At 71.6% G+C, this 21,893-nt stretch carries 19 protein-coding genes; 8 read left to right on the top strand and 11 right to left on the bottom strand.

Going from position 1 to position 21,893, the window contains the following annotated elements; translation table 11 throughout:
• Window positions 1-230 precede the first annotated feature (230 nt).
• Entirely contained in the window at window positions 231-1,574 is a 1,344-nt protein-coding gene (locus DEJ47_RS24165; protein ID WP_150171556.1) for a M14 family metallopeptidase, read from the top strand.
• A gap of 73 nt (window positions 1,575-1,647) precedes the next feature.
• Here DEJ47_RS24165 and DEJ47_RS24160 read toward each other — a convergent pair whose 3' ends face one another.
• Window positions 1,648-2,097: a phospholipase A2 gene (locus DEJ47_RS24160; protein WP_150171554.1), complete on the bottom strand. Its 450-nt coding sequence runs from the start codon at window positions 2,095-2,097 to the stop codon at window positions 1,648-1,650.
• Between the two features lie 165 nt (window positions 2,098-2,262).
• On the opposite strand from DEJ47_RS24160, the gene DEJ47_RS24155 reads away from it, so the two are divergent.
• Complete coding sequence (locus tag DEJ47_RS24155) at window positions 2,263-6,177, top strand: helix-turn-helix domain-containing protein (protein WP_223828475.1); 3,915 nt, start codon at window positions 2,263-2,265, stop codon at window positions 6,175-6,177.
• A gap of 323 nt (window positions 6,178-6,500) precedes the next feature.
• On the opposite strand, the gene DEJ47_RS24150 is transcribed toward DEJ47_RS24155, so the two are convergent.
• The 4 genes from DEJ47_RS24150 to DEJ47_RS24135 all read right to left on the bottom strand — a co-directional run bounded on the left by DEJ47_RS24150 (window position 6,501) and on the right by DEJ47_RS24135 (window position 10,327).
• Window positions 6,501-7,991: a GntP family permease gene (locus DEJ47_RS24150; protein WP_150171550.1), complete on the bottom strand. Its 1,491-nt coding sequence runs from the start codon at window positions 7,989-7,991 to the stop codon at window positions 6,501-6,503.
• 115 nt (window positions 7,992-8,106) lie between these two features.
• Complete coding sequence (locus DEJ47_RS24145) at window positions 8,107-8,517, bottom strand: RidA family protein (RefSeq protein ID WP_055570127.1); 411 nt, start codon at window positions 8,515-8,517, stop codon at window positions 8,107-8,109.
• Window positions 8,514-9,278 carry an IclR family transcriptional regulator gene (locus DEJ47_RS24140; RefSeq protein ID WP_150171548.1) on the bottom strand — a complete coding sequence of 255 codons (765 nt, stop codon included), beginning with the start codon at window positions 9,276-9,278 and terminating at the stop codon, window positions 8,514-8,516. Before DEJ47_RS24140 ends, DEJ47_RS24145 begins: the two co-directional genes overlap by 4 nt.
• Window positions 9,275-10,327: a sugar kinase gene (locus tag DEJ47_RS24135; RefSeq protein WP_398335920.1), complete on the bottom strand. Its 1,053-nt coding sequence runs from the start codon at window positions 10,325-10,327 to the stop codon at window positions 9,275-9,277. The genes DEJ47_RS24140 and DEJ47_RS24135 overlap by 4 nt, the downstream gene beginning before the upstream one ends.
• 137 nt (window positions 10,328-10,464) lie before the next feature.
• On the opposite strand from DEJ47_RS24135, the gene DEJ47_RS24130 reads away from it, so the two are divergent.
• The gene (locus DEJ47_RS24130; protein WP_150171546.1) at window positions 10,465-11,742 is read left to right on the top strand and encodes an amino acid deaminase; all 1,278 of its coding nucleotides are present in this window, start codon (window positions 10,465-10,467) and stop codon (window positions 11,740-11,742) included.
• 384 nt (window positions 11,743-12,126) lie between these two features.
• A complete protein-coding gene (locus DEJ47_RS24125) occupies window positions 12,127-13,743 on the top strand; it encodes an N-acyl-D-amino-acid deacylase family protein (protein WP_150171544.1) in 1,617 nt (538 codons plus the stop codon).
• 15 nt (window positions 13,744-13,758) lie between these two features.
• On the opposite strand, the gene DEJ47_RS24120 is transcribed toward DEJ47_RS24125, so the two are convergent.
• Window positions 13,759-14,643 carry a trypsin-like serine peptidase gene (locus tag DEJ47_RS24120; RefSeq protein WP_150171542.1) on the bottom strand — a complete coding sequence of 295 codons (885 nt, stop codon included), beginning with the start codon at window positions 14,641-14,643 and terminating at the stop codon, window positions 13,759-13,761.
• Between the two features lie 97 nt (window positions 14,644-14,740).
• The gene (locus DEJ47_RS24115; protein ID WP_150171540.1) at window positions 14,741-16,192 is read right to left on the bottom strand and encodes a cellulase family glycosylhydrolase; all 1,452 of its coding nucleotides are present in this window, start codon (window positions 16,190-16,192) and stop codon (window positions 14,741-14,743) included.
• A gap of 110 nt (window positions 16,193-16,302) precedes the next feature.
• On the opposite strand from DEJ47_RS24115, the gene DEJ47_RS24110 reads away from it, so the two are divergent.
• Window positions 16,303-16,842, top strand: a complete 540-nt coding sequence (locus DEJ47_RS24110) for a hypothetical protein (RefSeq protein WP_150171538.1) — start codon at window positions 16,303-16,305, stop codon at window positions 16,840-16,842.
• 11 nt (window positions 16,843-16,853) lie between these two features.
• Here the strand turns inward: DEJ47_RS24110 and DEJ47_RS24105 are convergent, their stop codons facing one another.
• The 3 genes from DEJ47_RS24105 to DEJ47_RS24095 form a co-directional block, all read right to left on the bottom strand.
• Window positions 16,854-18,275, bottom strand: coding sequence for a DEAD/DEAH box helicase (locus tag DEJ47_RS24105; RefSeq protein ID WP_150171536.1), 1,422 nt, complete (start codon window positions 18,273-18,275; stop codon window positions 16,854-16,856).
• Window positions 18,276-18,514: 239 nt separating this feature from the next.
• Window positions 18,515-18,718, bottom strand: a complete 204-nt coding sequence (locus tag DEJ47_RS24100) for a cold-shock protein (RefSeq protein ID WP_055568178.1) — start codon at window positions 18,716-18,718, stop codon at window positions 18,515-18,517.
• Between the two features lie 268 nt (window positions 18,719-18,986).
• On the bottom strand, window positions 18,987-19,328 hold the full coding sequence (locus DEJ47_RS24095; protein WP_150171534.1) for a MerR family transcriptional regulator: 342 nt from the start codon (window positions 19,326-19,328) through the stop codon (window positions 18,987-18,989).
• Between the two features lie 137 nt (window positions 19,329-19,465).
• On the opposite strand from DEJ47_RS24095, the gene DEJ47_RS24090 reads away from it, so the two are divergent.
• The 3 genes from DEJ47_RS24090 to DEJ47_RS24080 all read left to right on the top strand — a co-directional run bounded on the left by DEJ47_RS24090 (window position 19,466) and on the right by DEJ47_RS24080 (window position 20,839).
• Window positions 19,466-19,843, top strand: a complete 378-nt coding sequence (locus tag DEJ47_RS24090; RefSeq protein ID WP_150171532.1) for a hypothetical protein — start codon at window positions 19,466-19,468, stop codon at window positions 19,841-19,843.
• Between the two features lie 146 nt (window positions 19,844-19,989).
• The gene (locus DEJ47_RS24085; RefSeq protein WP_150171530.1) at window positions 19,990-20,409 is read left to right on the top strand and encodes an Hsp20/alpha crystallin family protein; all 420 of its coding nucleotides are present in this window, start codon (window positions 19,990-19,992) and stop codon (window positions 20,407-20,409) included.
• Window positions 20,410-20,440: 31 nt separating this feature from the next.
• Window positions 20,441-20,839 (top strand): DUF2267 domain-containing protein, encoded by a 399-nt coding sequence (locus DEJ47_RS24080; protein ID WP_150171528.1) that lies wholly within the window; start codon window positions 20,441-20,443, stop codon window positions 20,837-20,839.
• Window positions 20,840-20,918: 79 nt separating this feature from the next.
• On the opposite strand, the gene DEJ47_RS24075 is transcribed toward DEJ47_RS24080, so the two are convergent.
• On the bottom strand, window positions 20,919-21,770 hold the full coding sequence (locus DEJ47_RS24075; protein ID WP_150171526.1) for a serine protease: 852 nt from the start codon (window positions 21,768-21,770) through the stop codon (window positions 20,919-20,921).
• Window positions 21,771-21,893: the final 123 nt, after the last annotated feature.

The following is a 21,893-nucleotide window of genomic DNA, read 5'->3' as shown; positions in this document are numbered from 1 at the left end:
GGCCAAAGACAGCATTGACCGGTGCATGCCACGCATCGACGATGGGCCCGCGCGACCGGCAATCCGCGCGTCGCGCGCCGCGCATCGCACGCCCGCGCATCACGCCCTGCACGCCCGCACACCGCACGTCGCGCACCGCACCCCGCGCATCGCACGCCCGCACGTCGCGCACCCCGCACGTGACAGCCCCGCACGTCGCACTGAACAACCCCCACCCCTCAGGAGACTTCATGCGACTCCGCATACGCGGCAGGAGATCCGCGGCCCTCGCGGCGCTTCTCGCCCTGGCCGTGGCGGCTCCCCTGACCGCCAACGCCTCGACAGGACAGGCCGACCCGGCCCCCCGCAGCGCGGCGACCGCCGCCGACGAAGAAACGCGCCAGTATGAGGTCCCCCTGCGCGACGACCGCGCCGCCCGCACCGCGCTCGCCCGCACCGGTGTCGCGATCGACGAGGTCGACGCCCGCGCGGTGGTGGTCTCGGCGGACGCGGCCGAGGCGGCGGCGCTCCGGAAGGCGGGCTACGAACTCAGGCCACTGGCCGGGCCCCCGAAGCGGGCGAACGGGGAGGAAGTGAAGATCAAGGACTTCCCGCCCGCCGACGCGAGGTACCACAACTACGCCGAGATGAACGCGGAGATCGACCAGCGCGTCGCGGCCCACCCGAACCTGTTCAGCAAGAAGGTCATCGGCAAGTCCTACTCGGGCCGGGACATCGTCGCCATCAAGATCAGCGACAACGTGAACACCGACGAGGCCGAGCCCGAGGTCCTCTTCACCCACCACCAGCACGCGCGCGAGCACCTGACGGTGGAGATGGCGCTCTACCTGCTGCGCGAGCTGGGCGACGACTACGCCACCGACGCGCGGGTCAAGAAGATGGTCGACGAGCGCGAGATCTGGATCGTGCCGGACGTGAACCCGGACGGCGGCGAGTACGACATCGCGACCGGCTCGTACCGCAGCTGGCGCAAGAACCGGCAGCCCAACACCGGCTCGTCGAACGTCGGCACCGACCTGAACCGCAACTGGGCCTACCGGTGGGGCTGCTGCGGCGGCTCGTCCGGCTCCACGGGCTCCGAGACGTACCGCGGCCGCAGCGCCGAGTCCGCCCCCGAGACGCAGGTCGTCGCCAACTTCGTGCGCAGCCGCGTCGTCGGCGGCAAGCAGCAGATCAGGGCGTCCATCGACTTCCACACGTACAGCGAGCTCGTCCTGTGGCCGTACGGCTACACATACAGCGACACGGGCCCCGGCCTCACCCAGGACGACCGCGACGCGCACGCCGCCGTCGGCCGCAGGATGGCCGCGAGCAACGGCTACACGCCCCAGCAGTCCAGCGACCTCTACATCACCGACGGGTCGATCAACGACTGGCTGTGGGGCAGCCAGAAGATCTTCAGCTACACCTTCGAGATGTACCCGTCGTCCGCGGGCGGCGGCGGTTTCTACCCGCCCGACGAGGTGATCGAGCGGGAGACGAGCCGCAACCGTGACGCGGTGCTGCAGCTCCTGGAGAACGCGGACTGCATGTACCGCTCCATCGGCAAGGAACAGCAGTACTGCACGGGCTGACGAAGTGTGCGGTGCCGCGGCCCCGGACCCGTGACGGGTTCGGGGCCGCGGCCGTACGGTCGCGGCGTACGGCCTAGTAGAAGGCGCCGTCCGCCACACCGGCCCGCAGGCCGTCGTACATGAGCTTCGCCTCGCCGAGGCAGAGGTTCTGCGCGCCGCCCGGCCGGTGGTGCTCCAGGCAGGACGCCCGCATCTGGTGCCAGAAGTGCTCGTCGATCCAGGCCTTGACCTCCGGCGTGGCGCTCAGCTTCAGCGCCCCGTGATTGCCGTAGTTGCGGTACCCGAAGTCGTGCTGCGCGCAGGCCTCGAAGAAGATGCCGTCCGGCCACCACGTGCAGCCGTCGTTGCTCCAGTCGAACGGCGGGTTGTGCGGGTGGTTGATGAAGTCGAGCCGGTTGAGGTTCATGATGCGGTCGGCCTCGCCGCGGACGTCCTGCGCGGTGGCGGGGACGGCACCGGCCGTCAGGGCGACGCAGGCGGTCGCGGCGAGCAGGGTTTTGGACAGGGCGTTTCGTACACGCATGACGGGGGTTCCTTTCGTGGAAGCGGTGGAGCGTCCGCCGCGGATCACTCCATAGAGGTGAGGGGCGCGAAACGAGCACACCCAGAGGGCGGCGCTGCGTAGCTTTTCGCTCACGCAGCGTTGCCGGGTCCCAGCGTGGGGCACCCGAGGCGGGCGGCCTAGGAGGTGCCTGTCGCCTTGTCCGACGGGAAACGGGAAACACCATCTGACCAGCGAGGACACCAGCTACGTCGCCCGACGCGCGAGACCTTCGGGGAGTGCCTGCGGAGGCTGCGCGTTGACCGGGGGATGTCGTTGGCGGATCTGTCACGCGTCGCGCACTACAGCCGCGGCTACCTGAGCAAGGTCGAGACCGGGCAGAAACCGCCCACGGCGGACGTGGCCCGCGGCTGCGACGAGGCGCTGGGCGCGGCAGGGGCGCTCATCGCGCTCGCCCCGCCGCAGCCGGGCGCGCGGGGACGGGAGGAGTGTCCGTACCCGGGCCTCGCCGCCTTCGGCCCCGGGAACGCGGCGTGGTTCTTCGGCCGTGAACGGGCCACGGCGGCGCTGACGTCCCGGCTCGCCGACCGGCTGCGGGTGCCGGGTCCGGTGGTGGTCGTCGGCCCGTCCGGGGCGGGCAAGTCGTCGCTGCTGCACGCCGGTCTGGTCCCGGCGGTGGCGCGTGGCGCGCTGCCGGTGCCGGGGTCGCGGTCGTGGCCGGTGGTCTGTTTCTCGCCGGGGGCGCGTCCGCTGGACGCTTTGGCGGGGGCGCTCGCGGGGGTGGCAGGCACCACGGACGCTCCCGTCACCCGGGAGTCGTGCGTCGACGACGCGCGCGCCGTCGCCCTCCGCGCCGGTGGACTCGTCCTGGTCGCCGACCAGTTCGAGGAGGTGTTCACGCTGTGCGCCGCCGAGCGGGAGCGGCGGCGGTTCATCGAGGTCCTGAGTGCGCTGGCCGGGCCCGACGGTGGCCACGCGCGGGCGCCCGTCCTGGTCGTCATCGGGGTGCGTGCCGACTTCTACGCCACCTGCCTGGAGCACCCCGAGCTGGTCTCCGCCCTGCGGGACGGGCAGCTTCCGTTGGGCCCCATGACGCGGGAGGAGCTGCGCGAGGCCATCGAAGGGCCCGCCCTGCGGACGGGGCTCACACTCGACCCCGGGCTCCCGGAGCTGCTCCTCGCCGAGCTGGGCGTCCACGGCGACGACGGCCGGCCGCCGCACGACGCGGGCGCGCTGCCCCTCCTGGCCCACGCGCTCCTCGCCACCTGGCAGCAGCGGGACGAGCCCGACGCCCGGATGAGTGTGGGCGGCTACCGGCTCACCGGCGGCATCCGGGGCGCCGTCGAGGCGACCGCCGAGCGCGTGTACGGCCGGCTCGCGCCCGCCGAACGGACGGCGGCCCGGCACCTCCTCCTGTCCATGGTGCGGATCGGCCCGGGACGGCAGAGCACGCGCCGCCGTGTCACCCGCGACGACCTGGCGGCCCTGCTGCCCGACACGGACACCACGTGTCGCGTCGTCGACGTCTTCGCCGACGCCCGGCTCCTCACCCTGGACGAGGAGGGCGCCCAACTCGCCCACGAGGCACTCCTGTCGGCCTGGCCACGGCTGCGCGGCTGGATCGACGCCGACGCCGCGCTGCTGCGCGAACGGCAGCGGCTCGCCGAGGCCGCCGACGCGTGGGCGTCCTGCGGGCACGACCCGGCGGTCCTCTACCGCGGCACGCAACTCGCCCTGGCCACCGAGGCCCTGTCCGGTACGCACACCGACCGCGAGACGCCCGAGCGGCGCTTCCTCGCTGCCGCGCGCGCCGCCGAGGGGCGCCGGACGCGCAGACGCCGTACCACCCGGGCGGGTCTCGTCGTGCTCACCGTCCTCGTCCTCCTCGCGAGCGTCACCGCGTGGCAGCAGCACCGGAGCGGCATCCAACGGGACGTCGAGACGGCCTCGCGCAGGCTCGCGTCCCGCGCCGAGAGCCTGCGTTACACGCAGCCGGTGGCCGCGATGCGGATGAACGTGGCGGCGTGGCGTCTCCATCCCACGCCGGAGGCGGCGGCCGGGCTCGTGGCCGCGGCGGCCCAGCGGGAACAGGACGCGTTCCGGCCCCCCGTGGGCAAGGGCGACGACGAGTACCACGGCGCGCACCTCAGCGCAGACGGCCGCGTCGTCCTCACCCGAGACGCCGGACACATCCATGTATGGGACGTCGTACGTCACCGGCGCACGGCCCGGATCAGCCATCACGGGCGGCAGATCCAGGACCTGTCGGCGGGAGGGGATCGTCTGATCCTCGGCAAGGGCGGGCGTTCACGGGTGCACGACGCGCGGTCCGGGAAGCCCGTCGGCCCCGCGTTCCGCTCCTCGTACGAACCCGCGTCCTTCTCCCCGACCGGACGCCACGTCGTCGTCCACGACCTGACCGCGCTGCGGGTGCTGCGCACGGGGAGTGGGCACGTCACGCGCCGGATCGCCCTGACGCCGTACGCGGACGTGGCGGAGGCCGTGGTCGGCCGCGACGACCGGATCATGGCGTTCTGCCGCGCCGACGAGCGCGAAGGGCCGCGCGCCCTGGAGATCCGCGCGGCGGCGGGCGGTCCTGCCGCCACCGCCGCGCCGACGGGCCTCACGGCCGGTGCCCGGCGGGCGGTGTGCGGTACCGAACGCCTCGGTCACCGGATCGTCCTCGACCCCGGCGGGCGCTTCATCGCCTCCGTGGGCGACGACGTCCGCGTCTGGAACCTGCGGACCGGTGCGTCGTGGCGGGCCGCGCCGGTCCACGCGAGCGTCGCGTTCAGCGACGACGGGGCGTTCCTCGGCGTGACCACGGACGAGGAGATCCTTTTGTACCGCACGGCCGACGCGACGGCTCCGCGGCGTCCGGTCCTCCGGCACTCCCTCAACGGCGGTTCCGCCGCGCAACTCCGTATCGACACGGAGGACCGGGCCGTCCGTTACTGGGAGGACGGCACGACCGTGCGCACCCTCGCCCTGGGCAACGCCCTCACGCCGTCCTGGCGGCGCGCGCCCGTCGTCGAGGCGCGGTACGGACCCGACGGCGAGCACGTGGCCCTCGCCCGCAGGGAAGGCGACCAGATGCGCTTCGAAGTACGGTCCACGGGCACCGGACAGGCCGCGCCCCGCCATCCGGCCCCCGAGGAGTGCCATCTCTCCGAGAAGGGTGACATCGACCGGGCGGACCGTCGCTGCGACGCGCTCCTGTCGTTCAGCGCCGACGGGAACCGGCTGGCGCTCGGCGTCCGCGCCCGGCACAGCCACGGGGTTCGGCGGCACGCCCAGACGGTCCGCGTATGGGACGTACGCGAGGCACGCGAGCGGGGTCGGCACGTCCTGGCCCGCGCGGGCAGCAACGGCGAGGACGTGTCGGCTTTCGCCCTCATCCCGGACGGCGCCGCTCTCCTGACGCGCCGTGAGAACGCGGTGCGCCTTGAGCGCCTGAAGCTCCACGCCGGTGCGGCGGCGCCCTCCCCGGAGGGCCTGCTGAGCGGCTGGTCGTCGGGCACGGATCACCTGGTGGTACGTCCCGACGGGGCCTATGCGGCGGACGGCGGCGGCCTCTACGGCCTCCGTTCCGGCCGCCGCCCCGCCCGCGACCCGCTCCTGTCGCGGGGCGCGCACCGCGTCGCCTTCAGCCCCGACGGCACGCTGCTCGCCGTGGGCGGGTACTCGGGCCGGGTCGCCCTGTGGAACGGCGACGGAACCCGCCTGATCGCGGACCTCCCCGGCACCTTCACGGTGACCGGGGACGGCTCGGGGTCGCCGGTCACGGCCCTCGCCGTCAGCCCGGACGGCAGAACCCTGGCCGTGGGCGACGACGGGGGCCGGGTGGCGCTGCACGACGTGCCGTCCAGCAGGCTCCTGGTCTCCTCCCTGCCGACCGGCGGTGACGTGATCCGCGCGCTGGCGTTCACCCGGGACAGCGGCACGGTCCTGGCCACGGGCGAACACACGCCACCCTTCGCCTACCGGATCGACCGCCCCTACCTGGTCGACCGCGTCTGCGCCCGCACCGGTGGCGGCTTCTCCCCCACGGAGTGGGCGGAGCACATCCCGGACATCCCCTACGCCGAGACGTGCACGTGACGCCACGCGACCTTCCCTCATGCCGCGTAGGTCGCACCCCCGCCGTACGGCGGGGTCGCCCACATCCGCGTACGACCGCCGGGTTCCCTCGCCGCCCCGAACCCCCAGTCGCCCCCGCACGCGCGGGCCACGCGGCCGAGCAGCCGCAGAGCGGACCCACGCCGGGCGTCGCAGGCCGCGATGAGGCGGGGGGTGCCTGTGCCTCGGGTGCCAGTCGTGGACGACGACGTGGAGAGCTTCTGCGGGCCCCCCTCACCGACACCTGCTCTGACGCAGACGGGGCACCCAGCAGGTTCGCCGGGTGCCCCACCGCTTCCGTACCGCTACACGAACAAGCTCACGACCGCCGCCACCGCGAAGCCCGCGACCGACAGGACCGACTCCAGGACCGTCCATGTCTTCAGCGTGTCCCGCTCGCTGATGCCGAAGTACTTCGCGACCATCCAGAAGCCGCCGTCGTTGACGTGCGAGGCGAAGATGGAGCCCGCCGAGATGGCCATGATGACCAGGGCCACGAACGCCTGGGAGTAGTCGCCCTCGGAGAGGAGGGGGGCGACGATGCCCGCCGTCGTGACGATCGCCACCGTCGCCGAGCCCTGGGCGACGCGCAGGATCAGGGAGAGCAGGTAGGCGAGGACGATGATGGGCAGGCCCACGTCCTGGAACGTGTCCGAGATCGCGGCGGCCACGCCGCTCGCCTTCAGGACCGCGCCGAAGATCCCGCCCGCGCCGACGACGAGGAGGATGTTGCCGACCGGCTTGAGGGAGGACGTGGACACCGTCTCCAGGGACTTGCGGGACCAGCCGCGCCGGATGCCCAGCAGGTAGTAGGCCATCAGCAGGGCGATCGTCAGGGCCACGAACGGGCTGCCGAAGAACTCGATGACCGAGCGGAACGTGGAGGGGTCGAAGGCGATCGAGGAGAACGTGGCGAGGAGGATCAGGAACAGGGGCGTACCGATGATCGTGAAGACGGTGCCCAGCGGCACCGGCTTCTCCTGCGGCGCCACACCCGCCGCGCGCTGCTCCGCGACGACCGCCGCCTTCGCCTCGTCCGCCGCCTCGACCATGTCCTGCGGCACGGGCACGAAGATGCGCTTGCCGATCCATGCGGAGTAGACCCAGGCGGCAAGGACCGCGGGGATACCGCAGACGATGCCCATGAGGATGACCCAGCCCAGGTCCACCTTGAGCAGTCCCGCCGCGGCCACCGGGCCGGGGTGCGGGGGCAGGAACGCGTGGGTCATGGAGAGACCCGCGAGCAGGGGGAGGCAGTAGAGGAGGATCGATTTGCCGCTGCGCTTCGCCGCCGCGTACACGATCGGCGCGAGGACGAAGATGCCGACGTCGAAGAAGACGGGGACACCGAAGATCAGACCCGTCAGGCCCATGGCCAGAGGCGCGCGCTTCTCACCGAAGAGGCCCAGCAAGCGGGAGGCGAGGACCTCCGCTCCGCCCGAGACCTCCAGGATCGCGCCGAGCATCGTGCCGAGGCCGATGATGATCGCCACATGGCCGAGGATCCCGCCCATGCCCGATTCGATGACCGAGACGGCGTCGGACTTCTGGACGGTGCCGAAGAGTTCGGTGACGGAGAGGCCGGCCGCGAGGCCGACGGCTATGGAGACCGCCAGGAGCGCCACGAAGGGCTGCAGCCTGATCTTGATGATCAGGAAAAGGAGAAGGACGATGCCCAGCGCGGCGACGGTCAGCAGGCCTGCCGTGCCGTCGATCAGGGCGAGCAGTCCGCCGGTGTGCGGGGGCGGTTCTGCGGCGGGGGCGGCCGCGAGCACGGCGGTGTGGGACGGGGACATCGTTGACCTCGTAAGTGCATGGGGCTTTCGGAGCAGGGGGGATCGCGGCACGGCGCCCCGGGGGTGGGCGCCGTGCCGTGACGACGTACGGCTTGCCGGTGGAGAGGGATGTGCGTCAGCCGAGGACGGCGAGCGCGTCGATCTCGATGAGGAGGCCCGCCGGAAGACCGACGTAGACCGTGGTGCGGGCGGAGGCGGGGGCCTTCAGGCCCTGCTCCTCGAAGTACGCGTTGTAGATCTCGTTCATCTCCGCGAAGTGGTCCACGTCCGTGAGGTAGACGCGCATCATCATCACGTCGTCCCAGGTCGCGCCGCCTTCTTCGAGGATCGCCTTGACGTTGGCGAACGTCTGGAGGGTCTGCTCGCGCAGGGTCGGGCCCGCGGGGGTGGGCGCCTTGCCCTCCTCGGCGGGCAGGAAGCCGACCTGTCCCGCGACCTGAAGGATGTTGCCCTTCTTCACGCCGTGGGAGAACTTCGCGGGCGGGGTGGTGTGGGTGGCCGGGGTGAGGGCGGTCTTCTCGGTCATGAACGTGCTTCCTTCAGAGGGGCGTTGCCGGAGTACTCCCGGCTGATGGCGTCCGCCGTGCGGCGCACCAGTGGGAGCAGGGAGAGGAGTTCCTCGGCGGTGACGACGACATTCGGTGCGGACACCGACATGGCGGCGACGACGCGTCCGTCCGCACCGCGGATGGGGGCCCCGATGCAGTTGATGGACTCCTCGTGGCCACCGAGGTCGGTGGCCCAGCCCTGTTCGCGCACGGCCGCCAGCTCCTTGAGGAACGCGGCGGCGTTCGGCGTCGAACGGGACGTGTAGGTGGGGTAGTCGAGCTTCTCCGCGATGGCGCGGCGCTCGGCCTCCGGGAAGTCGGCGAGCAGCAGCTTCGCGACGGCGGCGACGGTGATCGCCACCGGCTTTCCGATACGGGAGTACATCCGCACCGGATAGCGGCTCTCGACCTTGTCGATGTACAGCACCTCCTGCTCCTCGTACACGGCGAGGTGGACCGTGTGGCCGCACTTCTCGTTGAGGGCGAGGAGATGGGGGTGGGCGATCTCGCGCACGTCGAGGTTCTCGACGGCTTCCTGGGCGAGCGCGAAGAGGCGCGCGCCGAGGCGGTAGCGCTGGTCGGACTGGCGGAAGACCAGGCCGTGCTCGTGGAGGGTGCGCAGGAGCCGGAGCGCGGTCGACTTGTGGACGTCGAGCCGGTCGGCCACCTGTCCCAGATCGGCGGGGCCCTCGGCGAGCAGCGGCAGGATCGAGAGCGCGCGGTCGACGGTCTGGCTCATGGGGTACGTACCTCCTCCTCGGCCCCGGTGTCCTCCGGGACGCGTTCCGTCCAGCCGGGGCCGAGACGAAGTGTCTCCCAGGCTGCGTCGTCCAGGGCGGCGAGGCGGTCGGCGTGGGCGCGGGCGGGGGGCGGTGCGAGATCACCGGGGACGGTGAGGGCGGCGGCGGCCATGAGGTGGCCGTGCCGCAGGCGCTGCGCGGCGGGCAGGCCCCGCAGGGTGGCGGAGAGGAAACCGGCGGCGAAGGCGTCGCCGGCGCCGACGGGCGCGACGACGTCGACCTTCAGCGCGGCCTGGAAGACGGGGTCCTCACCGTGGCGGTGGACGGTGGCGCCGCGGCTGCCCTGCTTCACGACGAGGGTGTCGGGTTCGGGCAGGGCGGCGCGGATGGCGTCGGGTCCGCCGGTGACGCCCCAGGCCGCGGCGGCCTCGTCCTCGCCGACGAAGACGAGGTCGGTGCCGCGCGCGAGGTCGAGAAGGACGGAGGGGTCCGCAGGGGCGTCGTCCTTCCAGAGGCCGGGGCGGTGGTTGACGTCGAAGGAGACGAGCGGTCCGCGGTCCGCGCGCCGGGCGCAGAGGTGACGTACGAGCGCGAGGCAGTCGGCGGACAGCGCGGGGGTGATGCCCGACAGGTGCAGGATGCGGCCCGAGGCGAGGGCGTCCTCGTCGACGGAGCCCGGCGCCATGGCGGAGGCGGCGGAACCCGCGCGGTAGTAGACGACCTCGTGGGCGTCGGTGTCGCGGTCGTCGGCGGTGCGGAAGTAGATGCCGGTGGGGCGGTGCGGGTCGCGGCCGACGGCGGAGGTGTCCACTCCGTAGCGCGCGATCGCCTCGACGAGGTGGTCGCCGAAACCGTCGGCGCCGACGCGGCTGACCCAGCGGGTGGTGTGCCCGGCGGCGGCGAGCGCGCAGACGACGTTCGACTCGGCGCCGCCGATGCCGCGGTCGAAGGACGGCACGTCGGCGAGGCGGCCGGGCCGGGCGGGGAGGAAGGTGACCATGGACTCGCCGAGCGCCACGACGTCCACGGGTGCCTGTGCGGTCACGATCTTCCAACCCCTTCACCGGCTCGCCTGATCCGTTGACCCGGCGTTGGCTCGGATGTTAGACAGCAGTAAGCGACATACGCAATGAGCGTTGCAAATGTTGCAACGCGCTCTTGAATGCACTCCTGGAGGAGGCGCCCATGGCCGCCGACGACGTCGTCGACACCGCCCTCGCGGACGAGCGAGTGGACCACCGCTTCAAGGGGCTTCCTCCGGACGCCGAAGGACTGACGGTCGGCGAACTCACCGCCCAGCGGCGGAACCTCTTCACGGGCGGCTTCACCACGCCCGTCCTCGCGCTCTCCGCCGAACGCCTGGAGCACAACCTCGCCCTCATGGAGACGTACGCCGAACGCCACGGCCTCGCGTTCGCGCCGCACGGCAAGACGTCCATGGCCCCGCAGCTCTTCGCCCGCCAGCTGGAGCGCGGCGCCTGGGGCATCACCCTCGCCGTCCCCCACCAGGTGCGCGTGGCACGGAAGTTCGGCGTGGAGCGGATCTTCTTGGCCAACGAACTCGTCGACGCGGCGGCGCTGCGCTGGCTGGCGGGCGAGCTGGATGCGGATTCCTCCTTCCGTTTCGTCTGTTACGTCGACTCCGTACGCGGCGTCGAGCTCATGCACGCCGCCCTCGGCGAGGCGGGCGCGAGCCGTCCGGTGGACGTGGTCGTCGAGCTCGCCGCGGGTGACGGCGCGCGGACCGGGGCGCGCACCGAGGCCGAGTGCTTCGACATCGCCAACGCGGTCGCCGCGGCGGACACGCTGCGGCTGGTGGGTGTCGCGGGGTACGAGGGGGAGGTGCCGGAGGCGTCCAGCGAGACGGTGACGGCTTGGCTGCGGCGGCTCGTCGCGCTGCTCGCCGACTTCGACAAGTCCGGGTGGTTCGCGGACCTGCCGGAGGTCGTGGTCAGTGCGGGCGGCAGCGCGTGGTTCGACGCGGTCGCGGCGGTCTTCGCGGAGATCCCCGAACTGTCGCGGCCCGTCCTGAAGCTCCTGCGCTCCGGCGCGTACGTGTCGCACGACGACGGCCACTACAAGCACCTGACCCCGTTCAACCGGGTCCCTGAGGAGGGCGCCCTCGAACCCGCGTTCCGGCTCTGGGCGCAGGTCGTGTCGCGGCCGTCCGCGGAGCAGGCGTTCACCAACGCGGGGAAGCGGGACGCGGCGTACGACCTCGACCTGCCCGAGGCGCAGGTCGTCCGCCGGGACGGGGTGGAGCGGGCGGCGACGGGGATCACGGTCACCGGCCTGTCCGACCAGCACGGCTGGCTCCGCACGTCACCGGAGGCGGACCTGGCGGTCGGCGACTGGGTGGGCATGGGCCTCTCGCACCCGTGCACGGCGTTCGACAAGTGGCAGTTGATCCCTGTGGTGGAGGGGGATGGGACGGTCTCGTCCTACGTCCGAACGTATTTCTGACCGGGGGTCTTGGGCGGTCCCCTGCCCCGCCGCTCCGCGGCGGATCACACCCGTGGGGGCTGCCCTGCCCCGCCGCTTCGCGGCGGATCACATCCACCCACCCGCCCGTTCACCCCACATCGCATAGCCGCCCCAGGAGACAAGGGCAGGACCGCCCGTTCGCCCCCCTCGCGCAGCGCGCGCTGGGTCCCGAATTGTTTGTTTCGCCCGTTCGCGCCACCACCCCCTCCCCACCGTTCGCCGCCCACGGCGGGACCGTCCCACCTGGGCCACCCGCACCCGACGACGAAAGTCGCACGGGTGGTGCGGGTGGGAACAGAAACACCCGGCCGGAGGCCGGGTGCGCCACAACCGTCCCGCAGCCGACCCCAGAAAGGCTCCCCCATGGACCTGGTGATCCGAGACGCCCGCGTCATAGACGGCACCGGAGGTGCCTCCTACCGCGCCGACGTCGGCGTACAGGACGGAAGGATCGCCGCGATCCACCGGGAGGGGGAGGAGAGAGCGCCCCGCCTCACGGGGCAGGCCAATCTCGATGCCCAGGGCCTCGCGCTGGCACCCGGTTTCATCGACATGCACGCCCACAGCGACCTCGCCCTGCTCCGCGACCCCGACCACTCCGCGAAGGCAGCCCAGGGCGTCACCCTGGAAGTCATCGGCCAGGACGGCCTCTCCTACGCCCCCGTGGACGACCGCACGCTCGCCCAGGTCCGCCAGGCCATCACCGGCTGGAACGGCGACGGAAGCGACATCGACTTCACGTGGCGCACCGTCGGCGGATATCTCGACGCCCTCGACTCCGCCCACGGCGGCCACGGCATCGCGGTGAACGCCGCGTACCTCATCCCGCAGGGCACCGTCCGCATGTATGCGATGGGCTGGGAGGACCGGCCGGCCACCCCCGCCGAGCTGGACCGCATGAAGCGGCTCGTCGCGGAGGGCATGCGGGAGGGCGCCGTCGGCATGTCGTCGGGGCTCACGTACACGCCCGGCATGTACGCCGACGACTCCGAGCTCACCGAGCTGTGCAAGGTCGTCGCGGCGCACAAGGGCTATTACTGTCCCCATCACCGGAGTTACGGAGCCGGGGCCCTCCAGGCCTACGAGGAGATGGTGAACCTCACCTGTACCGCCCACTGCCCCCTCCACCTCGCCCACGCCACCATGAACTTCGGGGTGAACAAGGGGAAGGCTCCTGACCTCCTCACCCTCCTCGACGCCGCCCTCGCCGACGGCGCCGACATCACCCTCGACACGTACCCCTACACCCCCGGCTGCACCACCCTCGTCGCCATGCTGCCCAGCTGGGCGAGCGAGGGCGGGCCCGACGCGATCCGCGCCCGGCTCCTGGACGACGCGACCGCCGAGAAGATCCGCCACCACATGGAGGTCATCGGCGCGGACGGCTGCCACGGCGTGCCCATCGAGTGGGACACCATCGAGGTGTCGGGCGTCAGCGACCCGGGGCTCGCGTCCTGCGTCGGCAAGACCATCGCCCAGTCCGCCGCCCAGCGCGGCGAGGAGCCCTGGGTCACGGCCCGGCGGCTGCTCCTCAACGACAACCTCGGGTCCACGATCCTTCAGCACGTCGGCCATGAGGAGAACGTGCAGGAGATCATGCGGCACCGCGTGCACACGGGCGGCAGCGACGGCATCCTGCAGGGGTTCAAGCCGCACCCGCGCGCGTACGGCACGTTCCCGCAGTACCTGGGAAAGTACGCCAGGGAGCTCGGGGTGATGTCCGTGGAGGAGACCGTCGCGCACCTCACCTCCCGGCCCGCCGCCCGCCTCCGCCTGCCCGACCGGGGCGTCGTCCGCGAGGGCTACCGCGCCGACCTCGTCCTCTTCGACCCGGAGACCGTCGCGGCCGGCTCCACCTTCGACGCTCCTCGTACGCTGCCCGTCGGCATCCCGCACGTCCTGATCGACGGGCGGTTCGTCATGCGGGACGGCCGGCGCACGGACGTCCTCGCGGGACGCTCCGTACGCCGGACCCCCTGACCAGCGACCGAGTGGCTACCTCGTGGCCGTCGGCCTCGGCAGCTTGCAGCCCTTGCGGCCCAGGTCGATCTTGCTGCCCTTGCCGACGCACGGCACGATCCCGTACGTCTGCTGCGCGTAGTTGATGCCCTGCCGCACCGTCACCCTGCCCTTGCGGTCGATCTCACAGGGGTTGTTGAGAGTGCAGCGCTCGCCGTCCTCGTTGCCCGTGTTGTTGACCGCGGTGACCTTTCCGGTCTTGTGGTCGATGACGGGCGACCCGGACGTGCCGCCTATGGTCTGGCAGGCGGGGGTGTAGCGGACGGAGTCCTTCCAGGTCCACTCCCCCTCCTTCATCCGGTACACGAACCCGTCGATGTCGCAGCTGTAGGTCTTCTTCCAGTAGCCGGAGACGACCGTGATGGCGCGCCCCTTCACCGGGTGGTCGTCCTCCAGCTCCAGCGGCTTGATGCCGTACTTCTTGGTGATGTCGCCGTAGGACTGGGTGAGTCGGTAGAGCGTGATGTCGGTGTCCGTCATGGTCGTGTAGGACACCTTGGACGCCTTGAGCGTGGCGACGTCATTGGCCTTCGCGTCGAGCAGTTTGAAGGTACGGGTGGACGGCTGGTCGACGATGACCTCACCGGCGCCGGGGAAGCCCGTCTCCAGACAGTGTCCGTTGGTGAGGACGAGTGCCGGGTCGCCCGCCTTGGACTTCGGCATGCGGACCACCGACCCGGAACAGTTGCTGAGCGCCACCGTTCCCGCGAAGTCGACGGCCTTGGTCTTCGCCGGGGCCTTCGTCGGCGCCCGGTCCGCCCCCTGACCCTGCCCGTTGCCCGCGACCGCCGGTGCCGCTCCCGCGCCGGCCAGTGCGAGGGCGAGCAGTCCGCCCGCGACCGCTCTGCTCTTCTGTCCCATGATGTGGAGCCCCCCTCGTGTACGCCAAAAGTGCGATTGTCAGGGGCATTCTTGGGGGCGCTGTTGCGGGCGTACAAGGGGTGGGAACCCTTCCCTTTCACGCATGTGGCGTGATGCGGACAGAGTGCGTCCCCGGGCCCGAAGTGAGGGTGAGGATGCGGGACTTGGGGTCCCAGGAGGCCGCCTCCCCGCCCTGCGCACGACCGCCCCTCGGGAAGTGCCGGGCCGGCAGCCGGACCTCCGTGCCGCCCCGCACGCCCTCCGTTCCGCGCCAGCTCACCGTCAGCGCCTTCCGTTTCGCGTCCCAGCGGTACGCGACCGGATCCCCCGCGACGGCCAGCGGGGCGGGGCGGTCGAGTACGGGCAGCAGCCGTGTCGGACGCAGTTTCGCGTCCCACGGGGCCCATGTGCCGGGGTCGTTGGACCAGTACGCGAAGCCCGCCCCCATGTCGTCGGCCATGCGCTGCACCTTCTCGACGTACTCCATGGCGCCCGGCAGCCCCACGTCGAGGCCGAACTCCCCGATGACGACGGGCGCGCCGAGGCGTCGCGCGGTCTTCTCGGTCTGGTCGCGCCAGGCCCGCAGCGATCTGTCGACCTGCGCCTTGGTGCTGCCGGTGTAGCCGCCGCCGAGGTCCATGGGGAGGGGGTAGAGATGTGGCGCATACGCGATGCGTGCCGCGTCGCCGTCGCCGCGCGGGTCGTCCAGGCGGGGCAGGCCCGTGGCGAAGCCCCAGTTGGAGCCGATGGCGGACGGCTCCACGAACAGCCAGTGGTCGCGGTCGACGGTGCGGATGGCGTCGATGGCGTCCTGGTAGAGCCGGGCGAGCGGCCCTGACTCGAAGGCGGGGCCCTGGACGCTGCCGCCCCAGGGCTCGTTCATCAGGTCGTAGCCGATGACGGCGTCGTCGGCGGCGAAGTGCCTGGCGACCTCCCGCAGCGCACCCACGTAGTGCTTGCGCAGGTCACGTCCGTCGCCTTCGACCGTCCCCCAGAAACGGTCGAAGGCGCGGACGGTCCCCGGCTCGACGTAGCCGAGTTCCCAGGGGTCGGTGGGGGCCGAGGTCAGCCCGTCGGTCCCGGTCGCCCACGCGGGGGCGCCGTTGCCGCCGACGCGCGGCCCGTACAGGTCCTGGTGCATGTCGAGCAGGACGTGGTGGCCCCGCTTCCCGTACCAGCGCACCCGCTCGGCGACCTGCCGCAGATACGTCCTGTCGTACGTTCCCGGCGACGGCTCGACCTTGCGCCACTGGAGGAGGAAGCGGACGAAATTCGTGCCGAGCTCGCGGCGTTCACGCGCGACGTCCTTCTCCTCGATCCACGGCATGCCGTCGGGCGCGCCCTTGGTGCTGCTCGCGGTGGACAGGCCGCGCAGGACCAGTGCGCGACCCTGCCGGTCCGTGATCCAGCGGTGGCCGCTTGCGGTGTCGGCGGGCGCGGCACCGGCACCTCGCGGGCCCACGGCGACCAGCAGTGCCGCCGCGACGGCCAGCACGACCGCGCCGACCGCTCCGGTCACCCAAGTGGGCCGCGCCGCAGGGGACTTCATGGCCGGGATGGTAGATCGCGGCACCCGCCCCGCAACAGACCTGAGCGTTGTTCACTTTTTCCGGCCGGGCCCCTGTCCCCGGCACCTCTCGCGCCCTACAGTGGCGCGCCATGCGGACGACGAGGGTGATCGGCGCGTTGCGGGCCCGGATGGATGCCTCGGCCGTGGTGGCGAGCGTCTGCCTGCTGCTCGTCCTCGCGCACGGCAGCGCGACGCTGCTGACCGCGTTCACGGCGCGGGCGGGTCTGTCGGTCGTGCCGAGCGCGCTCGGCGTGCCCTTCGCGCTGCCGGGACTGCGGGCGACGCCGCTGGGCGCGACGGACTGGCCCTGGCAGCTCTGCGAGAACTTCGCCGCGCTGCTCCTGGTCGCGACCGCCACTGCCCGGATGCGCCGCCATCTGCGCGTACGCCCGGCCGCACGCCGCGTCCGCCGCCTGCTCGCGGGCTGGACGGCGCTGATCGCGGGCACGGCGGCGGCGGGCACCTGGCGCGGCATGGTCGCGGCCCGCATGGTCGAGGCGGGCCTGTGGGGTTGGCTGCTGCTCCCCCTGGCCGGCGCCCTGTTCGGGGCGCTGTGGGGTCTGGTGCTTGGCTGGCTGCCCGGGGTTGCGGCCCTCGCGAGGCCCGGCCCGCCCCGGGCCGCTCACTGAGGAAGCGCGGTTCAGGCCGCCGCGTCCGTGCGGGTGCGGGCCGCGTAGGCGCGGCGGGCTCGGCCGTCGCGGGGGCGTCGGCCGCGGGGGCCGCCTCGGTCGGAGGGCGCCTTCGACGGGGCCGGGATGGTCACCGGTGTGCCGGAGGGGGCCTGTGCGCCCGTGATGCGCGCCAACTCCGCCTCGCCCGAGCGGACTGCGGCGGTGTGGGGACGGATGCCCGCCGCGGCCATCAGCCGGGTCATGCCGCGCCGCTGTGCGGAGGTGACCAGGGTGACGACGCTGCCGGAGCCGCCCGCGCGTGCGGTGCGGCCGCCCCGGTGCAGGTAGTCCTTGTGGTCGGCGGGCGGGTCGACGTTGACGACGAGGTCGAGGTCGTCGACGTGGATGCCGCGCGCCGCGACGTTCGTGGCGACGAGCGCGGTGACCTGGCCGGACTTGAACTGGGCGAGGGTGCGCGTGCGTTGGGGCTGGGACTTGCCGCCGTGCAGGGCCGCTGCCCGTACCCCGCTGTTCAGCAGGTGCGTGGTGAGCCGGTCGACCGCGTGCTTGGTGTCGAGGAACAGGATGACCCGGCCGTCGCGGGCGGCGATCTCCGTCGTCGCGGCGGTCTTGTCGGCGCCGTGCACGTGCAGCACGTGGTGTTCCATCGTGGTGACCGCGCCCGCGGACGGGTCGACGGAGTGGACGACGGGGTCGTTGAGGTACCGGCGGACCAGGAGGTCGACGTTGCGGTCCAGGGTGGCGGAGAACAGCATGCGCTGCCCGTCGGGCCGCACCTGGTCGAGGAGCTCGGTGACCTGCGGCAGGAAGCCCATGTCGGTCATCTGGTCGGCCTCGTCGAGAACGGTGACGGCGACCTGGTCCAGGCGGCAGTCGCGCCGCTCGATGAGGTCCTTGAGCCGTCCCGGAGTGGCGACGACGACCTCGGCGCCGGTGCGCAGCGCCCCCGCCTGCCGCCCGATGGACATGCCGCCGACGACGGTGGCCATGCGCAGCCGCACCGATTTGGCGTACGGGGTGAGGGCGTCGGTCACCTGCTGGGCGAGCTCGCGCGTGGGGACGAGGATGAGGGCCAGGGGGCGGCGCGGCTCGGCGCGCTGCCCCGCCGTGCGGGCGAGTGCCGCGAGGCCGAAGGCGAGCGTCTTGCCGGACCCGGTGCGCCCGCGACCGAGCACGTCCCGGCCCGCGAGGGTGTTCGGCAGCGTGGCCGCCTGGATCGGGAAGGGCGTGGTGACGCCGAGCGCCGTGAGGGTCGTGAGCAGGCCGTCCGGCAGGCCGAGCGCGGCGAAGTCCTCGACGGGCGGCAGGGCCGGGGTGAGGGTGGCCGGAAGCGTGAACTCTCCCTGGGGGGCGGCGGTCCTGCGCGTGCGGGCGCCGGAGCCCTTGTATCCCTGGGCGTATCGGCTGTTCGTGCGAGTTGAGCGGTTCATGTGGACCTCGAACCTTCCTCGATGCGGCGCGTGTCGAGGAATTCTCACCGGGCACAGTTCGGTGCCGAGATTCGCAGGAACGGCCGGATAAATGAAAAACAATTCCGGCCACCGGGTTTTACCGCGGTCACGGCCGGGAAAGAGCGGCGAGGGCCGGTCTGCCCCCGCAAAACACAACGAGCTGGGGCCCGCACCCAAGGTGCGGGCCCCAGCTACGAAATACGCGTCAGCGTCAGGCGTCAGGCGGGAACGATGTTCTCGGCCTGCGGGCCCTTCTGGCCCTGCGTGACGTCGAAGGTCACCTTCTGGCCCTCCTGCAGCTCACGGAAGCCCTGGGTGGCGATGTTCGAGTAGTGGGCGAAGACGTCCGCGCCGCCACCCTCCTGCTCGATGAAGCCGAAGCCCTTTTCCGAGTTGAACCACTTCACGGTGCCAGTAGCCATGTCATATCTCCTTCGGGGCAATTGCCCGGAAGTCCGCACTGTGCGGACTCCACGTCGCCGCGATGATTACCCTGTCCGGACATGACCGGCAAAACAAAGTGCCCTGTCGGCGCGGATTGCCGACGGAGCACTTGGAGTCTTTGGAAACCACAACTGCAACTGATAACGACAGTAGCACGCGACGACCACACGTGCAGGGTTTTCATATCGTTGGGCCTGTCGGCCGATTAACCCTCAGGGCACACCACGCGAAATTCTGTTTTTGCCGTCACAGATATTCGGTGCCGGCCGCGGGACGGCTGCGCAGCTCTTCGTTGATGCGCAGGGCGTCCTCCAGCTGGTCCTCCAGGACGACGATGCGGCAGGCCGCCTCGATCGGTGTGCCCTGGTCGACGAGCTCGCGGGCGCGCGCGGCGACGCGCAGCTGATAGCGGGAGTAGCGGCGGTGGCCGCCCTCGGACCGCAGTGGCGTGATCAACCGGGCCTCGCCGACCGCCCGGAGGAAGCCGGGCGTGGCACCGATCATCTCGGCGGCCCGGCCCATGGTGTACGCGGGAAAGTCTTCGTCGTCGAACCGGTCCTGGTCGCGCGAGGGAGTCTCCGGGGGCATCTGCACCTTTTCCTTGGCTACGGCAGGCACCCTAGCAACGGAGCCGCGCATGCCTGACGCAGCCGTGACAGTTTTTCGCAGACGGACAGGGGAGGTATGGGACCGGGCGGTCGCGCACCTCGGTAAGCTGACCAGTCATGTCGATCCCTGACGAGCTGCTCGTCGACATCGCCGCCCTGGTGGAGTCCGAGCACAGCAATCAGATGTCCCTCACCGTGGTCGTCGGCGGTGCCGTCATCACCGGGCGGCTGGCCCCCGAGGCCCTGTGGCGGCGGCGCGTCGCCGAAGTCCTGAAGGACTCCGACCGGCTGGGCCCCTTCGCCGCCGCGTTCGTGTCCCCCGAGGCGGATCCGGGTCCGCCCGTCGCATCCAAGCCGCCCACGCACCTCCACTTCCACCTGGCCCGGATCCTCCAGGGCAGCCTGGGCCTGCCGGAGACGGGCGGGATGTACCGCATCGCCCTGGCGGACGTGAGCGCCTGGACCGTGGGCGACCTCAGCTACTCCGACTCCTGACCTTCACCCCGTACCCGCCCGGACAGCGGTCCGGAACGACAGGCCCCGGCTCAACGTGAGCCGGGGCTTGTCAACTTTCCTCCCCCCGAGCTATATAAAAGACGTAGGGCATCGCACCCAACATCTGAGGAGAGGAGTGACCCGTGATGCTCATGCGTACCGACCCGTTCCGCGAATTCGACCGACTCGCGCAGCAGGTCTTCAGCAGTTCCCGCCCGGCCGGAATGCCGATGGACGCCTACCGCTCGGGGGACGAGTTCGTCGTCCACTTCGACCTGCCGGGCGTCGACCCCGAGTCGATCGACCTCGACGTCGAGCGCCACGTGCTCAACGTGCGGGCCGAACGCCGCTCCCCCGCCCCCGAGGGTGTGGAGATGATCGCGGCCGAGCGGTCCACCGGGAGCTACTCGCGCCAGCTCTTCCTCGGCGACACCCTGGACACGGAGCGCATCGACGCCTCGTACGAGGCCGGCGTCCTGACGCTGCGCATCCCGGTGGCCGAGCGGGCCAAGCCCCGGAAGATCCACATCAGCGGCGGAAACGACCGCAAGCAGATCGACGGCTGACGAGACGGACGAGACGGAGGAGAACGGCACGATGAGGTGGAGCGAACTCATCGAGACGGTGCGGGAGACCGGCCAGTACGACGGTGCGGCGGACGCGGAGCGCGTGACACGCGCCGTCCTGTCCGCCCTCGGCGGCCACGTCGTCGGGGACGTACGGGTCGAGCTGGCACGGCAGCTGCCGACGGAGGCGGCGCGGATCGTCGCGGACCGCATCCCCGCCGTCCGGCCGCTGACGGCCGCGGAGTTCGTGGAGAGCGTGGCGAAGTGTCTGCCGGGCGCGACTCCCGCCACCGCCCGATGGGACGTCAGCTCCGTCCTCACGGCCCTGACGCGGGCGGTGGACGAGGAGCTCGTCGACCGCCTGCTGGACCTGCTGCCGTCCGGTTACGCCCTGCTGTTCGGCAGGGCGGAGCTGGTGCGGGCGGCCTGAAGGGCCACTGAAGGGCATGACGTGCGGGTGCCGTCCGAGAACCCCGGCAGGGGCTTTCGGACGGCACCCGCACCGGTGACTAACGCCGCGCCGAGGGCTTGGGCAGCTGGCAGCCCGCACGGTTCAGGTCGATCTTGTTGCCGGCGCCGACGCACGGCACGATCCAGTAGGTCTGCTGCGCGTAGTTGATGCCTTCGCGCACGGTGACCTTGCCGTTCTCGTCGACCTCGCACGGGTTGTTGTCCGTGCACCGCTCGCCGCTCTCGTTGCCGGTGTTGTTGACGGCGACGACCTTGCCGGTCTCGTCGTCGATCACCGGGGAGCCCGAGGTGCCGCCGATCGTCTGGCAGTCGGGGGTGTAGCGGACCGAGTCCTTCCAGGTCCAGTTCCCCTCCTTGAGACGGTACGCGAAGCCGTCGACGCTGCACTTGTACAGCTTCTTCCAGTACCCGGAGGCGACGGTGATCTTCCGGCCCTGCTCGGGCCGCGCCGCGTTCAGCTCCAGCGCCTTGATCCCGTAACGGCTCTCGATGTCCCGGTAGGTGCTGGTGGTCTGATAGAGCGACATGTCCGTGTCGGTCATCGTGCCGTACGCGATCTTGCTGGCCCGTATGGTCCCGAGGCGGCCGCCCGAGCTGTTGAGCAGTGTGAAGCTGCGGGACGAGGCCTTGTTGACGATGACTTCGCCCGGTGCGGGGAAGCCGCTCTCCAGGCAGTGTCCGTTGGACAGGACGAGGGCCGGGTCGGTGGGCCTGGAATCCGGTACGCGGACCACGGAGCCGGAGCAGTTGCTGAGCGCCACCGTTCCGGCGAGCGTGACGGCCTTGACCCTGGGCTTCGCGGACGTTCCGTCGCCGGCGGCAGTCGCGGGCGCCGCGGTCGCTCCGATGAGCAGAGCCGCGAAGCACGCACCGACGAGAGGCTTCTTCATGTGGGGGTCCCCTCAGATGACTAAGTGACCGAAGTTCCTTCGGTGTTGTCATGCGCATTGTTGGGGCGCCACGCCGTGAGGACAAGACCACAAACGGACACAACTGACCGCTGACAGGACGCC

This window comes from Streptomyces venezuelae, assembly GCF_008642355.1.
Classification (GTDB): Bacteria; Actinomycetota; Actinomycetes; order Streptomycetales; family Streptomycetaceae; genus Streptomyces; species Streptomyces venezuelae_B.
Note: the sequence above shows the minus strand (reverse complement) of the source record. Positions and strands in the feature narration are given on the sequence as shown.